14 protein-coding genes are annotated in these 14,170 nt (G+C 73.7%); 10 read left to right on the top strand and 4 right to left on the bottom strand.

What is annotated here, in order from left to right:
- The 3 genes from JWP64_RS23485 to JWP64_RS23475 form a co-directional block, all read left to right on the top strand.
- The coding region (locus JWP64_RS23485; protein ID WP_297501043.1) for a hypothetical protein at positions 1–2,037 on the top strand (2,037 nt) is incomplete at its 5' end.
- Positions 2,038–2,055: 18 nt separating this feature from the next.
- Entirely contained in the window at positions 2,056–3,342 is a 1,287-nt protein-coding gene (locus JWP64_RS23480) for a YeeE/YedE family protein (RefSeq protein WP_297501040.1), read from the top strand.
- A gap of 50 nt (positions 3,343–3,392) precedes the next feature.
- Entirely contained in the window at positions 3,393–3,659 is a 267-nt protein-coding gene (locus tag JWP64_RS23475) for a hypothetical protein (RefSeq protein ID WP_297501037.1), read from the top strand.
- Between the two features lie 92 nt (positions 3,660–3,751).
- Here the strand turns inward: JWP64_RS23475 and JWP64_RS23470 are convergent, their stop codons facing one another.
- The gene (locus JWP64_RS23470; protein ID WP_297501034.1) at positions 3,752–4,909 is read right to left on the bottom strand and encodes an aromatic acid exporter family protein; all 1,158 of its coding nucleotides are present in this window, start codon (positions 4,907–4,909) and stop codon (positions 3,752–3,754) included.
- A 144-nt stretch (positions 4,910–5,053) separates the two neighbouring features.
- Between JWP64_RS23470 and JWP64_RS23465 the strand changes: the two genes are divergently transcribed.
- From JWP64_RS23465 to JWP64_RS23440, 6 genes are all read left to right on the top strand, one after another.
- Positions 5,054–6,031: a LacI family DNA-binding transcriptional regulator gene (locus JWP64_RS23465; RefSeq protein WP_297501031.1), complete on the top strand. Its 978-nt coding sequence runs from the start codon at positions 5,054–5,056 to the stop codon at positions 6,029–6,031.
- A complete protein-coding gene (locus JWP64_RS23460; RefSeq protein WP_297501028.1) occupies positions 6,024–6,809 on the top strand; it encodes a DeoR/GlpR family DNA-binding transcription regulator in 786 nt (261 codons plus the stop codon). The genes JWP64_RS23465 and JWP64_RS23460 overlap by 8 nt, the downstream gene beginning before the upstream one ends.
- A 200-nt stretch (positions 6,810–7,009) precedes the next feature.
- Positions 7,010–8,449 carry a sugar porter family MFS transporter gene (locus JWP64_RS23455; protein WP_297501025.1) on the top strand — a complete coding sequence of 480 codons (1,440 nt, stop codon included), beginning with the start codon at positions 7,010–7,012 and terminating at the stop codon, positions 8,447–8,449.
- 139 nt (positions 8,450–8,588) lie between these two features.
- On the top strand, positions 8,589–9,611 hold the full coding sequence (locus tag JWP64_RS23450) for an aldo/keto reductase (protein WP_297501021.1): 1,023 nt from the start codon (positions 8,589–8,591) through the stop codon (positions 9,609–9,611).
- A gap of 304 nt (positions 9,612–9,915) precedes the next feature.
- The gene (locus JWP64_RS23445; protein WP_297501018.1) at positions 9,916–11,418 is read left to right on the top strand and encodes an NAD(P)/FAD-dependent oxidoreductase; all 1,503 of its coding nucleotides are present in this window, start codon (positions 9,916–9,918) and stop codon (positions 11,416–11,418) included.
- Between the two features lie 316 nt (positions 11,419–11,734).
- The gene (locus JWP64_RS23440; RefSeq protein ID WP_297501015.1) at positions 11,735–12,013 is read left to right on the top strand and encodes a hypothetical protein; all 279 of its coding nucleotides are present in this window, start codon (positions 11,735–11,737) and stop codon (positions 12,011–12,013) included.
- Between the two features lie 81 nt (positions 12,014–12,094).
- On the opposite strand, the gene JWP64_RS23435 is transcribed toward JWP64_RS23440, so the two are convergent.
- Positions 12,095–12,298, bottom strand: a complete 204-nt coding sequence (locus JWP64_RS23435) for a cold-shock protein (RefSeq protein WP_297501012.1) — start codon at positions 12,296–12,298, stop codon at positions 12,095–12,097.
- Between the two features lie 343 nt (positions 12,299–12,641).
- Here JWP64_RS23435 and JWP64_RS23430 point away from each other — a divergent pair, with 343 nt between their 5' ends.
- Complete coding sequence (locus JWP64_RS23430) at positions 12,642–13,028, top strand: ATP-binding protein (RefSeq protein ID WP_297501009.1); 387 nt, start codon at positions 12,642–12,644, stop codon at positions 13,026–13,028.
- Positions 13,029–13,037: 9 nt separating this feature from the next.
- On the opposite strand, the gene JWP64_RS23425 is transcribed toward JWP64_RS23430, so the two are convergent.
- Together JWP64_RS23425 and JWP64_RS23420 are read right to left on the bottom strand one after the other, a co-directional pair.
- Positions 13,038–13,280, bottom strand: coding sequence for a WhiB family transcriptional regulator (locus JWP64_RS23425; RefSeq protein ID WP_297501006.1), 243 nt, complete (start codon positions 13,278–13,280; stop codon positions 13,038–13,040).
- Positions 13,281–13,375: 95 nt separating this feature from the next.
- Positions 13,376–14,086 carry a class I SAM-dependent methyltransferase gene (locus JWP64_RS23420; protein ID WP_297501003.1) on the bottom strand — a complete coding sequence of 237 codons (711 nt, stop codon included), beginning with the start codon at positions 14,084–14,086 and terminating at the stop codon, positions 13,376–13,378.
- Positions 14,087–14,170: the final 84 nt, after the last annotated feature.

Raw genomic sequence — 14,170 nt, 5'->3', positions numbered from 1 at the left:
GGGGGCACCGCCGCGGCCGCCACCCCCGCCGACCTCCCTGCCGCGGGTGTGGCCGCGGCGCTCGGGGACCAGGTCGGCGCGGGTGCCGCGGTGCTGCGGGTGGTGCTGCTGACGGCCACGGCGGTCGTCGCGGGGCTGGGTCTCGTACGGGGCCTGTGCGGGGTGTCCCGGCGCGGGGGCCCGCAGCGGTCCGCGCGGAGTCTCCTGGTGACGGGCTGCGTCGCCGCCGCGGTCGTGACGGTCGCGGCGGAGGTCGCGCACCTGACCGGCTCGGTCGAGGTGCTCGGCACGCTGGGCTACGTCCTGCTCGCGCTCCTGGTGCCGGCGCTCCTGTCGTCGCGCTGGGTGGCCGTGCCCGGCGCGCTGCTGACCGTGCTCCTCGCGGTCCAGCTCGGTTCGGCCCGCACGGGCTGGGCGTTCGCCCTGGACGCGGTCTACGCGGTCGGTGCGGTGCTGCTCGCGGGGGCCACGGTGGTCGCGCTGGCGACGGATCCTGCGAGCGGGCCGCGGCTCGTGGAGCCGGACCCCCCTTCCGGGGCGGACGCCGGCGAGGCGCTCACGGCCCCGCTCCGGGTCGCCGCCGCCGAGGGCGGCGGCAGCCCGGACGCCCGGCCCGCGGAGGGCTCTCCGGCGGGCCGGACGCCTGTGTCGCTCGCGATCGCGTCCGGGCTGGTCACCGCACTCGCGGGGCTCGCCCAGCTCGTCGTGACAGGCCCGGCCACCGGCACCGAGCTCGTCGGGACCGGGTACGGGATCGCCGGGATCGCCGCGGTGGTCCAACCGGCCGCGGCCGCGTCGATCTGGGCCGTCGCGGCGCTGCCCGCAGGGCTGCCGCGGGCACGGGAGCTGCACCGGCTCGCGGGAATCGGGACGGTCGTCGGTGTCGCCGCGGCAGCGGTCCTGGCCGCCCTCCCCGCGCCGGGACCCGTCGCCGTCGCCGGACAGCCGTTGCTGCGGGCGATCGAGCTGGCCGGTCACCGGCTCGCGCTGCTCGTCACGCCGCTGCGGCCGGGCCCGAACCTGGTACACCTCAGCGGCACCTACCCGGCCGAGGGCGACGCCGCGCCGGTCGCCACACCGGCCGCGACGCACCACGGCAACACCGGTGCGGGCCTGCCCTCGGCCACCGGGGTCACGGTCGGCGCCGGTGAGCAGGTCGTCCCCGTCACCGCCCGGCCGGGGGCCTCCGGTGGCTGGGCTGTCGTCGACATCCCGGCCGGAGCCTCGTCGCTCGCGGTGAGTGGTGGCGGCGCGACGACGTCCGTATCGATCGACGTCGGGGACGTCCCTGCGGCACAACGGGACTCGTTGACCGGGCCGGACGGGCCAGAGTGTGCCGCGGCGGTCCTGGGCGGCCTGGTCGGGGACCGCACCGGGGCCCTCGCCGGCCCCGGGACGTGCCCCTCGGACGCGCTCGACGCGGCCGACGCGGGCGCGCTGACGATCCTGGTGCGGACCCTCGCCGAGCACGGCGTGCGCACCGCGACGCTCGCCGGCGACGGCTCCCCGCGCTCCGCCGCGGCGGCGGACCTCGTGCGCACGGAGGGCGCGGTCCGCGGCGTCACCTTCGTCGAGGGACCGGACAAGGACAGCGCGCTGATCGTGCTGTCCGGATGGGCGGCGGCGTCCGACACCCTGACCGGCGCCGGCCGGCGTGCGCTCGACACCGCCACCCATCTCGGCGGCACCTACCTCGCACCCTGGCTGCTGACCGGGGGAGTGGTCACGGCGGCGTCGTCGTCCGTGGTGCCGCTGACGTTCGGCCCGCAGGAGGCCTCGCCCCAGCGGTACGCGGCCACGCTCGCCGCGACGTTCCCGGGCGACACGCCGTCGACCTCGGGTTACCTCGCCTGGGCGCGGGCGAGCGGCACACCGGTCGACACCCGCCACACCCTCTACGGCGCCGCCCCCGTGGACGTGCCGATGAGCGCCGGCCCGGTGGACGACATGGGCGGCATGCACCACTCGACGAACCCGGCGGCGTGGTTCCCGGGGGGCACCGTCGTCCCGATCAGCGCCCCGCTGGACCCGTCATGACAGATCCCAGGAGATCCGATGTCCGTACTGAGTGAACCGGCCGGCAACCCGCTGGTCCGCGTCCTGCGCGGGGTCCCGGCGCAGGAGCGCGCGGCGCATGCGCCCACCGCGGGGGAGGCGCCGCCGGCGAAGTGGCGGGTCGTCGCCGTCGGGGTGCTGCTCGCGGCGCTGCTGCTCTGGGCGATCTCGCGCGTCGCCCCGGCCACGATGGTCGGGACGGGGGCGCTCGGGCTCGCGCTCGGGTTCACCCTGTTCCACTCCCGCTTCGGCTTCACCTCCGGCTGGAGGCAGCTCGTCGCGGTCGGGCAGGGTGCCGCGGTGCGGGCCCACATGCTGATGCTCGCCGTCGCCACGGTGCTGTTCTCGGTCCTGCTCGCCGGCGGGTTCAGCCTGGTGGGGGAGCCGAAGGCGCTCGTGTCGCCGATCGGGATCCAGCTCGTCGTCGGGGCGTTCCTGTTCGGGGTCGGCATGCAGATCGGCGGCTCCTGCGCCTCGGGGACGCTCTTCGCGGTGGGCAGCGGGCAGAGCGCGGTCGTGCTCACCCTGTTCGGGTTCGTCGTGGGGTCGGTCCTGGCCGCGTTGAGCTACCCGTTCTGGTTCCAGACCCTGCCGGTCGGCCCGTCCGTCTCGCTCGCCGCGATGTTCGGCTACCCCGGTGCCGTGGTCGTCTCGCTCGCGACGATGGCGCTGGTCGTCGCGGTGACCTACATGGTCGCTCGGCGGCGGAACCCGCCGCCTGTCGACCGGCCGCCGTCGGACCGCGGGATCGCCCGGGTCCTGCGCGGCTCCTGGCCCCTGTGGGTGGGCGCGATCGTGCTCGCGGTGCTGAACGCCGCGGTGCTGTTCGTGTCCGGGCAGCCGTGGGGCGTGACGTCGGCCTTCGGCCTGTGGGGCGCGAAGATCCTGCAGGGCCTCGGCGCCGACCCGGCCGGCTGGGCCTTCTGGCAGGTGCCCGCCAACGCGAAGTCCCTCGCCGGGCCGGTCCTCGCGGACCGGGTCTCGGTGCTGGACTTCGGGATCATGGTCGGCGCGCTGATCGCGTCGGCCGTCGGCGGTGCGTTCGTGCTGCATCGGCGGATCCCGTGGAAGCTCGCGCTCGGCTCCGTCCTCGGCGGTATCGCCATGGGCTACGGCGCGCGCCTCGCCGGGGGCTGCAACATCGGCGCCTACTTCTCCGGCATCGCCTCGTTCAGCCTGCACGGCTGGATCTGGGCCGTGCTGGCCCTCGGCGGGACCTGGGTCGGGCTGCGGCTGCGGCCACTGTTCGGGCTGACGAACCCCGCGCCTGCCGACTCGATCTGCTGATCACCCGCTCCCTACACGAAGAACGCTCCCCACACGAAGAAGGAGACACCATGAACAGGATCGCCATCCGGTCCGTCGCCACCGTCCTCGGTGCCGGGGCGCTGGCCGTCGCCGCGTCCGGCGTCGCGCACGCGGACGAGAGGCCGGCCGCACCGGACGCGGCCCACCAGCCGGAGGGGACCGGATCGGGCCTCACCGGCGGCCCGACCACGACCTGGGTGTTCCGGGACGTCGAGGTGCCCCTGGCGGACCCGACCCTGGGCGTCGGCACCCTCCTCCCGCCCGCCTACAACCTCCTCGGCGGCGCGACCGGCTGACCCCGGTCGATCTTCACGGATGGCACTTTCGCTCATGAGGTCTGAGCGAAGGTGCCGTTCGTGCGACGAGCCCGGCGCCCCCCGGCCCCGGCTCACACCGGCCTGGCGCCCGTGTCGATCTCCAGCAGCACCCGGTCCACGGTCGTCAGGAGCGCGGCGTTGAGGCCCCAGAGCACGTCCCGGCCCCGCGGGTCGGTGAGCAGCAGGCCCGCCACCTCGCTGCGGCGCGTGCGGAGCGCGTCGAGTACGTCGTGCAGGTCGGTGCTCTCCGGCGGCCCCCGGTACTCGATCCCGCGGCGGATGAGCAGCCCGTAGCTCCGGACGACGGCCGCGACCGCCCCCATCAGGGCCGAGGCGGTCAGCCGGACCTCCTCCGCGTACGCGGCGTCCTCGCGGATCCCGGTCTGCTCCCGGGTCGCGTCGTGCACCGCGCGCAACAGGGTCCGGACGGACACCGAGGCGTGCTCGAGGTTGTCCAGTCCCTCCCGCAGCGAGGGGCCGGGCTTGCGGGTGCCGAGCGCGCGCACGTTGAGCCGGCGGCTCTCCTCGGCCTGGGTGAGCGCCTTGTCGACCTGCGGGGCGTGCCGGTTGAGCCGGCGGGCGTCGTCGAGCCAACGGGCCGTCGTCTCGACCTCGACCGGGCCCGCGGCCAGCCCCGCCGCCGCCTCCTCGAGCAGGACGGCGATGCCGTCCGCGAACCTCTCGATCGCGAGCCCGGCGTTGCGGGTCTGCACGGCGGGCGGGAAGGCGACGTTGACCAGCACCCCCACCGCCGCACCGATCAGTGTCTCCAGGGCACGGCCGACGCCGGTCACCTCCGCGCCCGCCGCGTAGCCGATGCCGAGCACGAGCATCGCGCTGATCGGCACCTCCACCAGGTGCGGGCCGAGCCGCAGGATCTGCCCGACGATGATCGACGCCGCGACCAGCGCCCCGAGGCTCCACCAGGTCAGCCCGACGAACGACACGAACAGCACGGCGAGCGCCACCCCGGACACCACGCTGAGCACTCGCTGCACGCCGTTGACCAGCGTGCTCGCCAGCGTCGCCTGCACGACGAGCAGTGCGGTCAGCGCGGCGATCAGCGGCGGCGGGTAGCGCAGCCCGAGCAGCTGGGCCACGAGGAACGCCGCGACCGAGGCGCTGGTGATCCGCCCGGCACGGAACAGGGCCGATCGGCCACGCTCGCGGACGCGGCGCAGCAGCTCGCCGCCGAACCGCCGCAGCGCCCGCGCCGCGTCACCCACCATCCGCCACCGCCCATCTGCGCAGAGCGTGGGGCCGTGGCGGGGACGAGGCAAGCACCAACCGTCCGGCGCAGCGGCACTTGACTGTTTCTGAAACCGGTTTCATCCTATCGGGGACGTTCAGAGCCGACGGCGAGGAGGAGCCCCGTGTCGATCCGCGCCGTCGCCGCCCGGGCCGGGGTGTCGCCCGCGACGGTGTCCCGGGTCTTCACCCAGCCGGACGCCGTGGCCCTCGAGACCCGGCGCCGGGTCCTGGCCGTCGCGGACGAGCTGCACTACACCCCGCATCCCGTCGCCCGCTCGCTCGCCAGGGGCTGCACCGGGAACCTGGGGATCGTCGTGCCGGACATCGCGAACTCGTTCTCCGCCGTCGTCACCAAGGCGGTGCAGCAGGAGGCCGCGCGGGACGGCTACGCGCTCTTCGTCTCCGGTTCGGACGAGCTGGCCCGGGACGAGGAGCAGTGGGCGCGGGCGATGGCCCCGCAGGTCGACGGCCTGATGCTCGTCTCGCCGCTGATGTCCGACGACGCGCTGCGCGCCCTGGGGCCGACCCCCCTCGTCCTGTCCAACCGGCTGCTCGACGCGCTGCCCTCCGTCGTCACGGACGCGACCGAGGCCGTCGGGCACGCCGTCGAGCACCTCGCCGCGCTCGGCCACCGCGAGATCGTCTACCTCGCCGGACCGGAGGGCTTCGCGAACACGATGCGCGTGCGTGGCTACGACGGGGCCTGCCGGCGCCTGGGCCTGCGACCGCGCCGGCTCGGCCCGTTCAACGCCCGTTTCTCCGACGGCGTCCGGGCCGCGGACCTGGTCCTCGCCACCCCGGCCACCGCGGTCGTCGCCTACAACGACGAGGTGGCCGTCGGCGTGCTGAACCGGCTGGTGGACCGCGGCCTGCGGGTGCCGGACGACCTGAGCGTCGTCGGGGTCGACGACACCTCGCTCGCGGAGATGGTGACGCCGCGGCTCACGACCGTGCGCCTGCCCGCCGCCGAGTCCGGCCGCGCGGCCGTGCGGATGCTGCTCGATGTGATCGCGGGCCGGCCGGGCCCCGACGGGCCGCTGCTGCTGCAGGCCGAGCTGATCGTCCGATCGAGCACCGGACCGGTGCGGGTCCATGAGTGATCCCGGGTTCCGCCACGAGGGGGCCGAGCGCCGGTCCTGGATCCTGACCAAGCTGCGCTCACTTGGCTTCCTCTCGGTCGCGGACCTGGCGCGGGAGCTCGGGGTCTCGCCGATGACCGTGCGCCGGGACCTGCACACGCTCGAGTCCACGGGGCAGGTGCGGATGGTGCACGGCGGCGCGGCTCTCACGCCGGGGGAGTTGCACACCCCGGCCTTCCCGGACGACGGCCACGCCGCGGGCCGCCGGCGCGTCGCGGAGCGCGCCGCGGGCTCGGTCGGGGACCGGGACACGATCGCCGTCGACGCGGGACCGACGGCCTACGCGCTCGCCCGTGCGCTCCCGCCGAGCTTCCGCGGATCGCTCATCACGCACTCGATGCCCGTGCTGACCCTGATGGACGGCCGGCGGCGCGGCTCGCGCACGGTCTCCCTCGGCGGCGAGTTGCTCGGGAACCGGCACGCCTTCGTCGGCCCGTACACCGAGGCCGCCCTGGACCGGCTCCGGGCACGCACGTTCTTCCTCTCGCCCTCCGCCGTCGACGCCCGCGGTACCTACGCGCACTCTCCGGCCGAGGCGAGTGTGCAGCGGAAGCTGGCGGCCATCGCGGACGAGGTCGTCCTCATCGCCACGGCGGACGTGTTCGCGGCCTCCGCGCCCGCCCGCATCACGGAGCTGGCAGGTCTCGACCGGGTGGTGACGGATCAGCACCCACCGGCGGCCGTCGCGGCAGTGCTGCGGGCGGCACAGGTGCCGGTCGAAGTGGTCGGATGCGCCTGACCATCCATTCCCGACACATTCTCGTGGTGTTGTTCGAAAGGCGACACCAGTTGTTCGGTTCAGAACGCCCGGACATGTTGACGCAGATCACGCCCGCTGCTTAACCTCCTGCTCAGGCTGCCATCGGGTGCCCTGTGGGTGCCCTGATCAGCGCAATTCACATTCATGTAATTGACGCAAGTCGAGGAGAAGAGGCGCCAATGACGGCGAGTCGATCGACCACATCGTCGAAGTCGCACAATAAGTTCCTGATAAAGCTGACGGTGATCTCCACGCTCGGGGGCCTCCTCTTCGGCTACGACACCGGCGTCATCTCCGGCGCCCTGCTCTACATGAAGACGGACCTGCAGCTCACCTCCTTCACCGAGGCGCTGGTCGTCAGCTCGCTGCTGTTCCCGGGCGCCGCGTTCGGCGCGCTGCTGGGCGGGCGGCTCTCGGACAAGCTCGGCCGCAAGGGCAGCCTGCTGGTCTGCGCCGGGCTGTTCCTCGTCGGCGCGATCATCTGCGCGGTGGCCCCGGGCGTCGCGATCATGACGACCGGTCGCGTCCTGCTGGGCTTCGGCGTCGGCGCGGCGGCCACCACGTGCCCGCTCTACCTGGCCGAGATGGCACCGGCCGACCGCCGCGGCCGGATGGTCACGATCAACGAGCTGATGATCGTCACGGGGCAGTTCCTGGCGTTCGCGATGAACGCGCTGCTGGACGGGCTGATCAAGGACCCGCACGTGTGGCGCTGGATGCTCGCGGTCGCGATCGTTCCGGCGGTCGCCCTGTTCGTCGGCATGTTCTTCCTGCCAGACTCGCCCCGCTGGTACGCCGTGCGCGGTCGGCTCGAGGACACGAAGCGCGTGCTCGAGCTGAGCAGAGAACCCGCCGAGGCCGCCGAGGAGTACCACGTCATCGCGGAGCACGCGAAGCGCGACCTGGCCGAGGACAAGGGCGCCGCGGTGCGCGACCTGCGGGCGTTCCCCTGGATGCGGCGGATCCTGTGGATCGGCTGCGGGCTCGCCACCGTGCAGCAGGCGACGGGCATCAACACGGTGAACTACTACGCGCCGACGATCCTCGAGTCGACGGGCCTGGGCGCCAGCGCATCGCTGATCCTGACGATCACGGTGGGCGCGGTGGCGATCATCGGCACCATCCTCGGGATCGTGCTGCTCGGCCACTTCAACCGCAGGCCGCTGCTGCTCACCGGGTTCACCGGCGTCGCCGCCGGGCACGCGGTGCTCGGGCTGTCGTTCCTGCTGCCCGAGTCCGACGGGCGCAGCTACCTGATCCTCGCCGCGATGCTGATCGTCGTCTTCTTCGTGCAGACGTTCATCGGCACGCTCGTCTGGCTGCTGCTCTCTGAGATCTTCCCGATGACGATCCGCGGGTTCGCGATGGGGATCGCGGTCTTCGTGCTCTGGACGGTCAACGCGGCGATCTCGTTCGCCTTCCCGCCGCTGGTCGCGGCGCTCGGGGCGAGCGCGACCTTCGGGCTCTTCGCGGTCGTCAACGTGGGCTCGATCCTGTTCGTGCAGCGGTTCGCGCCGGAGACGCGCGGCCGGAGCCTGGAGGAGCTGGAGGACCAGTTCCGGGAGGGCGACGGGAAGCAGGTCGTCCGGGGCGCGCCGGCCGCTGCGCACGGCTCCTGACCCGGCTCGTCCCACACGAGCGGCACTCTCGCTCGGACCTACTGAACGAAAGTGCCGTTCGTGCGGTCGGAGACGGCCTCGGGCGCCCTCGACTGGTAGGACGGAGACCGACGGAGTCGGTCGATCCCCGGAGTACGCGATGAGCGAGAGGTTCCTCCCACCGGACGGTGCCGCCGGCCCGGACGGCCTCGTGAGCGCCGGGTCGACCGGAGTCGGTCGGCTGGGGATCGGGCTGGCCGCGGTCGCCCGGCCCGCCTACATCACCGCCGGCCGGGATCGCGACCTCGGCGCGCACCGAACCGTCGAGGACCTGCGAGCCCGGAGCCGGGCGGTGCTCGACGCCGCCTACGCGACCGGGATCGGGTACGTCGACGTCGCCCGGTCCTACGGCCGCGCGGAGGAGTTCCTCGCCGGCTGGCTCGCCGCGCACCCGACGTTCGACGACGTGGTCGTCGGCTCGAAGTGGGGCTACCGGTACGTGGGGGAGTGGCGCCTCGACGCCGACGTGCACGAGATCAAGGACCACTCGCTCGCGGCGTTCGAGCGCCAGTCCGCGGAGTCGTTGGCGCTGCTCGGCGAGTACCTGGCGATCTACCACGTGCACTCCGCGACGCTGGACACCGGCGTGCTCACCGACGTCGCCGTGCACGAGGCGATGGCCCGGCTGCGGGACAGTGGCACCCGGATCGGCATCTCCACCTCCGGTCCCGCCCAGGCGGACGCGGTGCGGCGAGCCCTCGAGGTGCAGGTCGGCGGCCTTCCGCTGTTCACGTCCTTCCAGTCCACGTGGAACGTGCTCGAACCCTCGGCCGGCCCCGCGCTGGCCGAGGCCGCGGAGGCCGGCGCAGGCGTGATCGTCAAGGAGTCGGTGGCGAACGGGCGACTGGCGCCCGGCGGGCAGGACGGTTCGCCGGGCGCGGCCCGCGCGGCCGAGCTCGCGGAGGGGCTCGGCGTCCCGGTGGACCAGCTCGCGATCGCCGCCGCTCTCGCGCAGCCGTGGGCGGGCCGGGTGCTCTCGGGCGCGGTCGACGGGGAGCAGCTGGCCAGCAACGTCGCCGCCGCCGCCCTGCCGATCCCGGCCGAGCTCGCCGAAGAGCTCGCGGACCTGGCCGAGGAGCCGGGGCCGTACTGGAAGGCCCGCTCGGCGCGCAGCTGGGCGTGAGCCGGCGCCGAACCGCGGGGCCGACGCGCGCCCGGTGTGGGCCGACGCGCCCGGTGTGGTGGGACGTGCGCCGGGTGGTGCGACGCGCGCATCGCGGTGCGACGCGGCCCGTCGACCGCGCGCGTGGTGCTGGACGGCGCGCGTGGCTGGGTCGTGCGCCCTCGCGGGAGGTCGCGCCCGGGTGAGCGGTGGTGCATTTCTTACCCGCGGTAGGTGATGATGGGGCGGGCGGCCGACGGGGCCCGTCCGAGGCATGGGTGGGGAGCACGCGTTGGACACGGACCGTTCGGTGGACGCTGGGCCTGTGGTGGACGTTGGGCACGAGGACGTCCTGATCGTCGGGGCCGGTCTGTCCGGCGTCGGCGCCGCGTACCGGCTCCAGACCGAGCACCCCACCCGCAGCTACGCGATCCTCGAGGCGCGGGACGCGATCGGCGGCACCTGGGACCTCTTCCGCTACCCGGGCATCCGCTCGGACTCGGACATGTTCACCCTCGGCTACCCGTTCCGCCCCTGGACCGCGGCGAAGTCGATCGCGGACGGCGGCTCGATCCTCCAGTACGTGCGGGACACCGCCGCGGAGTTTGGCATCGACCGGCGGATCCGGTTCGGGAGAAGGGTCACCAGGGCGTCCTGGTCGTCGGAGGACGCACGCTGGTCCGTCGAGGTCGCGGCGGGGGACACCACGGAGCACCGGACCTGCGACTTCCTCTACCTCTGCAGCGGCTACTACAGCTACGAGGGCGGCCACACCCCGGACATCCCCGGGCTCGGAGACTTCGGCGGCGACCTCGTGCACCCGCAGAAGTGGCCGGCGAACCTGGACGTCACCGGGCGTCGGGTGGTCGTGATCGGCAGTGGCGCGACGGCGGTGACGCTCGTCCCGTCGCTGGCCGAGACGGCCGAGCACGTGACCATGCTGCAGCGCTCGCCGACCTGGATGACGGTCCTGCCGGGCACCGACGCCGCGTCGGACGCGATCCGCCGCCGGCTGCCGGAAGGCGTCGGGAACACGGTCGTCCGGTGGAAGAACATCCTGCTGACGCAGGCCTTCTACCAGCTCTGCCGGCGCGCCCCGGGGAAGGCGAAGGCGCTGCTGCGTGCCGGCGTCGCGCGGTTCCAGCCGGACCCCGAGGTGCTGGACCGGGATTACACCCCGCGCTACGACCCCTGGGACCAGCGGCTCTGCGTCGTCCCGGACGCAGACCTGTTCAAGGCGGTCAAGAAGGACAAGGCGGCCGTCGTCACGGACCGGATCGCCCGGGTCACCAGGACCGGCGTCGAGTTGGAGTCGGGCCGCACCCTCGACGCGGACGTGCTCGTCACCGCGACGGGTCTCGAGGTCGTGGCGTGCGGCGGGATCGACCTGCGCGTCGACGGCGAGCGGGTCGTCCCGGGGGAGAAGGTCACCTACCGCGGCTGCCTGCTCAGCGACGTCCCGAACCTCGCCATCTGCATCGGCTACGTCAACGCCTCATGGACGCTGCGAGCGGACATCACGGCGCGCTACATCTGCCGGCTGCTGGCCCGGATGGACGCGCGCGGCGCGGCTGTCGCGGTGCCCCGCCTGCCGAACGGCCCGATGGAGCGCCACCCCCTGCTGGATCTCAGCTCCGGCTACGCGCGGCGCGCGGTCGACGTACTGCCCAAGCAGGGCACGAGGTCGCCGTGGGTGCTGCGGCAGAACTACATCGCGGACCGGGTGACGACCGGGCTCGGCAGCGTCGACCGGGACATGGAGTTCCGGCGCCGGCCGGCCCGGCGCGTCGCGGACCGGACGGCGACGATGCCCGTCGCCGGAGCCTGAGCGCCGTCAGCGGGGGTCCCGCCGGGTGACGGCCACGTCGTCCACGAGCGGCGGGACCGCGCGGTCCGGCCCGGCGAACGCCGCGACCGTCTCGGGAGGGTCCCCAGCGGGAGCCCGTTGCCCGGGGAACGCACGACCCCGCCCGAGATGCGAAACATCCTCAGCGAGCAGCCGACAGCCGTGGTGCCGATCTCGTCACGGCGTCGACGTCGACGTCGGTGAGCCGGACCGCCGGCCGCTTCGAGCTCGCGCCGTCCAACTCCGGGGGCCTACCATCACCGATCCCTGCTGGAGCCGCTGGACGCGGGAGGTCACGATGTCCACCCCCATGGCGCCGTCCTTCGGCCCACGCGGCACGCCGCACTGCTTCCAGAACGTCGGCGACACACCAGGCCGCCTGCTGGTGATCAGCACGCCCTCGGGCCTGGAGCGGTTCTTCGAGCAGTTCGCCGAGCTACTGCCCGGCCAGGTGGATCGGGACGGGCTCGCGGACGTCGGGCACGCCAACTGGATCGAGTTCGTCGGACCGCCACTCGCGGTCTCCGACCCGATCTGGCCGGTTCGTCGTCTGGTCCCTACGGCGGGGAAACCTTGATCCGTGGGTCCCGGTTGGAGGAAGACCGGAAGCCCGGCCCCGAGAACGGGGCCGGGCTTCCGGACGAACGTGTGAGGCGTGTCAGACGATGCGCACGGCGGTCGCCTGCGGGCCCTTCTGGCCCTGGCCCACCTCGAACTCCACGCGCTGACCCTCGTCGAGGCTGCGGAAGCCGCCCGCGTCGATCTCCGAGTAGTGGACGAAGACGTCGGCGCCGCCGCCGTCGACGGAGATGAAGCCGAAGCCCTTCTCCGAGTTGAACCACTTCACGGTGCCCTGTGCCATGCAGATACTCCTAGCGTGCTGGGCCCGCACTCTGCGGGGCCCGGCCGGACCTGAGGACCCGCACCGACGTCTGACTGACGTCGGCCCGCGTCACCAACTTGTTCCCGCGGGCGTGCATGACACGACAACCGAAACCGAACGACCTGTACCGCGAACCCTACTCACCCCCTCTGCCGCCGCCCTTCCCGGGCCCCGCATCCGTGCCGCGGGTCCCGCCGGAGACGAGAGGTTTCCGGTCCCTGCGGTCCGGGTAGACCCAGGCCGGCGCCCGGATCCGGGCGCCGAGCACGGCCTCACCCCAGCCCCCGGTGGTGGCCCATCGCAGGAAGATGGAGTGGGTGTGATGCGCCGGCACTACGGCCCGGTCGCGGAGGCCTGTGCCTCCGTCCGGCGCGACCTGCGTGCCTTCCTGGAGTCGTGCGGAGTCGACGCCGACGCGACCGACGTCGCCGTCCTCGTGGCCAACGAACTCGCGAGCAACGTCGTCGACCACGCGGGTACGCCGTTCGTCGTCACCGTCACCCTGACCGCGGAGGCCGTGCGGATCGAGGTCGAGGACGGTTCGGCCAGGCCGCCCGTGGTGCGCCCGCCGGACGTCTACGCGGTGCGGGGCCGCGGCCTGCAGCTGATCGAGGCCCTGACGAGCGACTGGACCTACGTCCGGACCGCCGGCGGGAAGACCGTCTGCGCGGAGGTACCCGCCGCCCGCGCGCCGCGTCGGACGGCGTAGAACGGCTGCTCAGGCCACCTGGGCACTCCGCCCGTAGCGGCGCAGCCGCCGGCGCTCGTCCTGCGTGGTACCGCCCCACACCCCGTGGTTCTCGTGGTCCATCGCCCACTCCAGGCACGGCAGGACGACCGGGCAGCGGCGGCAGACGGTCTTGGCCTCCGCCTCCTGCAGGGGCGCCGGACCGGTGGTGCCGACCGGGAAGAACAGCTCAGGGTTCTCCCCCCGGCACGCTCCGCGGGTTCGCCAGTCCATCTCGCTCCTTCGTCGGGGGGAGACCCTCGCATCACCTGCCGGTCAGGTGCGGATCTTCTCCGGTCGAGCGACCGGCTACCCCGAATCCGCGATGCTCACCCGCTCCGGGCCGGATTTCCACCCTCCGTGCCAGGCCGAGGGCCCTCCGGTAGCCGCCGCACCATCAGTGTGTTGTCCGTATGGGTACCCGGCCGGCCGTCGGGGCGGGTCTGGATCCGCTCGTGCTCCGCGCTGATCAGCACCTCCCAGCCGTCGTCCGGCAGCTCGAGGGAGGCGAGCACCTCGTCCGGCGTCGGGAACAGCACGTCGGTCGGCGGGTCCGGCTCCCACGACGGGAACCCCGCGTGCCCGACGACGAGCAGCACGCCCCCGGGCGCGACGGCCCGGGCAGCGGTGCGCAGGATCCGCTCCCGCGGCAGGTCGCCCCGGGAATGCAGGAAGTGGGCTGACACGAGATCGAACTCGCCGGGCGGGAAGGACACCCCCAGGTCGTGCCGCTGCCAGTCGATCCGGTCCGCGACCCCCTCCTCCCGGGCGTGCCGTTCGGCCCGGTCGAGGGCGACCTGCGAGATGTCCGTCGCGGTCACGCGCCAGCCGCGCAGGGCGAGCCAGACCGCGTCAGCCCCCTCGCCGCAGCCGAGGTCCAGGACGGTGCCGGGGGTCATGTCCGAGACCTCGCGGACCAGGACGTCGTTAGCGTTCCCGCTCCAGATCCGGTCCTCCGAGGCGTAGCGGGCGTCCCAGAACTCGGTCTCCGGGACGGTGCCGGGCTCGGGCACCGGACCCTGCGCGTGGATGTGGGTCATCGTGCTGTCTCCTTCCGCTGTCACAGGCCGTGCCGGCGGTCGCCGGCGAGCTGCTCGCAGACGCGCGCCTCGGACTCCGCCGAG

The organism is Pseudonocardia sp. (genome assembly GCF_025465255.1).
Lineage (GTDB): Bacteria > Actinomycetota > Actinomycetes > Mycobacteriales > Pseudonocardiaceae > Pseudonocardia.
The sequence above is the reverse complement of the archived record's forward strand: the minus strand, read 5'-3'. Positions and strand labels throughout refer to the sequence as shown.

Coding starts and splice junctions, on each gene's coding strand:
- JWP64_RS23420 (WP_297501003.1), bottom strand. CDS start 14,086: ATGACCCACATCCACGCGCAGGGTCCGGTGCCCGAGCCCGGCACCGTC.
- JWP64_RS23450 (WP_297501021.1), top strand. CDS start 8,589: ATGAGCGAGAGGTTCCTCCCACCGGACGGTGCCGCCGGCCCGGACGGC.
- JWP64_RS23425 (WP_297501006.1), bottom strand. CDS start 13,280: ATGGACTGGCGAACCCGCGGAGCGTGCCGGGGGGAGAACCCTGAGCTG.
- JWP64_RS23435 (WP_297501012.1), bottom strand. CDS start 12,298: ATGGCACAGGGCACCGTGAAGTGGTTCAACTCGGAGAAGGGCTTCGGC.
- JWP64_RS23460 (WP_297501028.1), top strand. CDS start 6,024: ATGAGTGATCCCGGGTTCCGCCACGAGGGGGCCGAGCGCCGGTCCTGG.
- JWP64_RS23430 (WP_297501009.1), top strand. CDS start 12,642: ATGCGCCGGCACTACGGCCCGGTCGCGGAGGCCTGTGCCTCCGTCCGG.
- JWP64_RS23440 (WP_297501015.1), top strand. CDS start 11,735: ATGTCCACCCCCATGGCGCCGTCCTTCGGCCCACGCGGCACGCCGCAC.
- JWP64_RS23480 (WP_297501040.1), top strand. CDS start 2,056: ATGTCCGTACTGAGTGAACCGGCCGGCAACCCGCTGGTCCGCGTCCTG.
- JWP64_RS23475 (WP_297501037.1), top strand. CDS start 3,393: ATGAACAGGATCGCCATCCGGTCCGTCGCCACCGTCCTCGGTGCCGGG.
- JWP64_RS23455 (WP_297501025.1), top strand. CDS start 7,010: ATGACGGCGAGTCGATCGACCACATCGTCGAAGTCGCACAATAAGTTC.
- JWP64_RS23470 (WP_297501034.1), bottom strand. CDS start 4,909: ATGGTGGGTGACGCGGCGCGGGCGCTGCGGCGGTTCGGCGGCGAGCTG.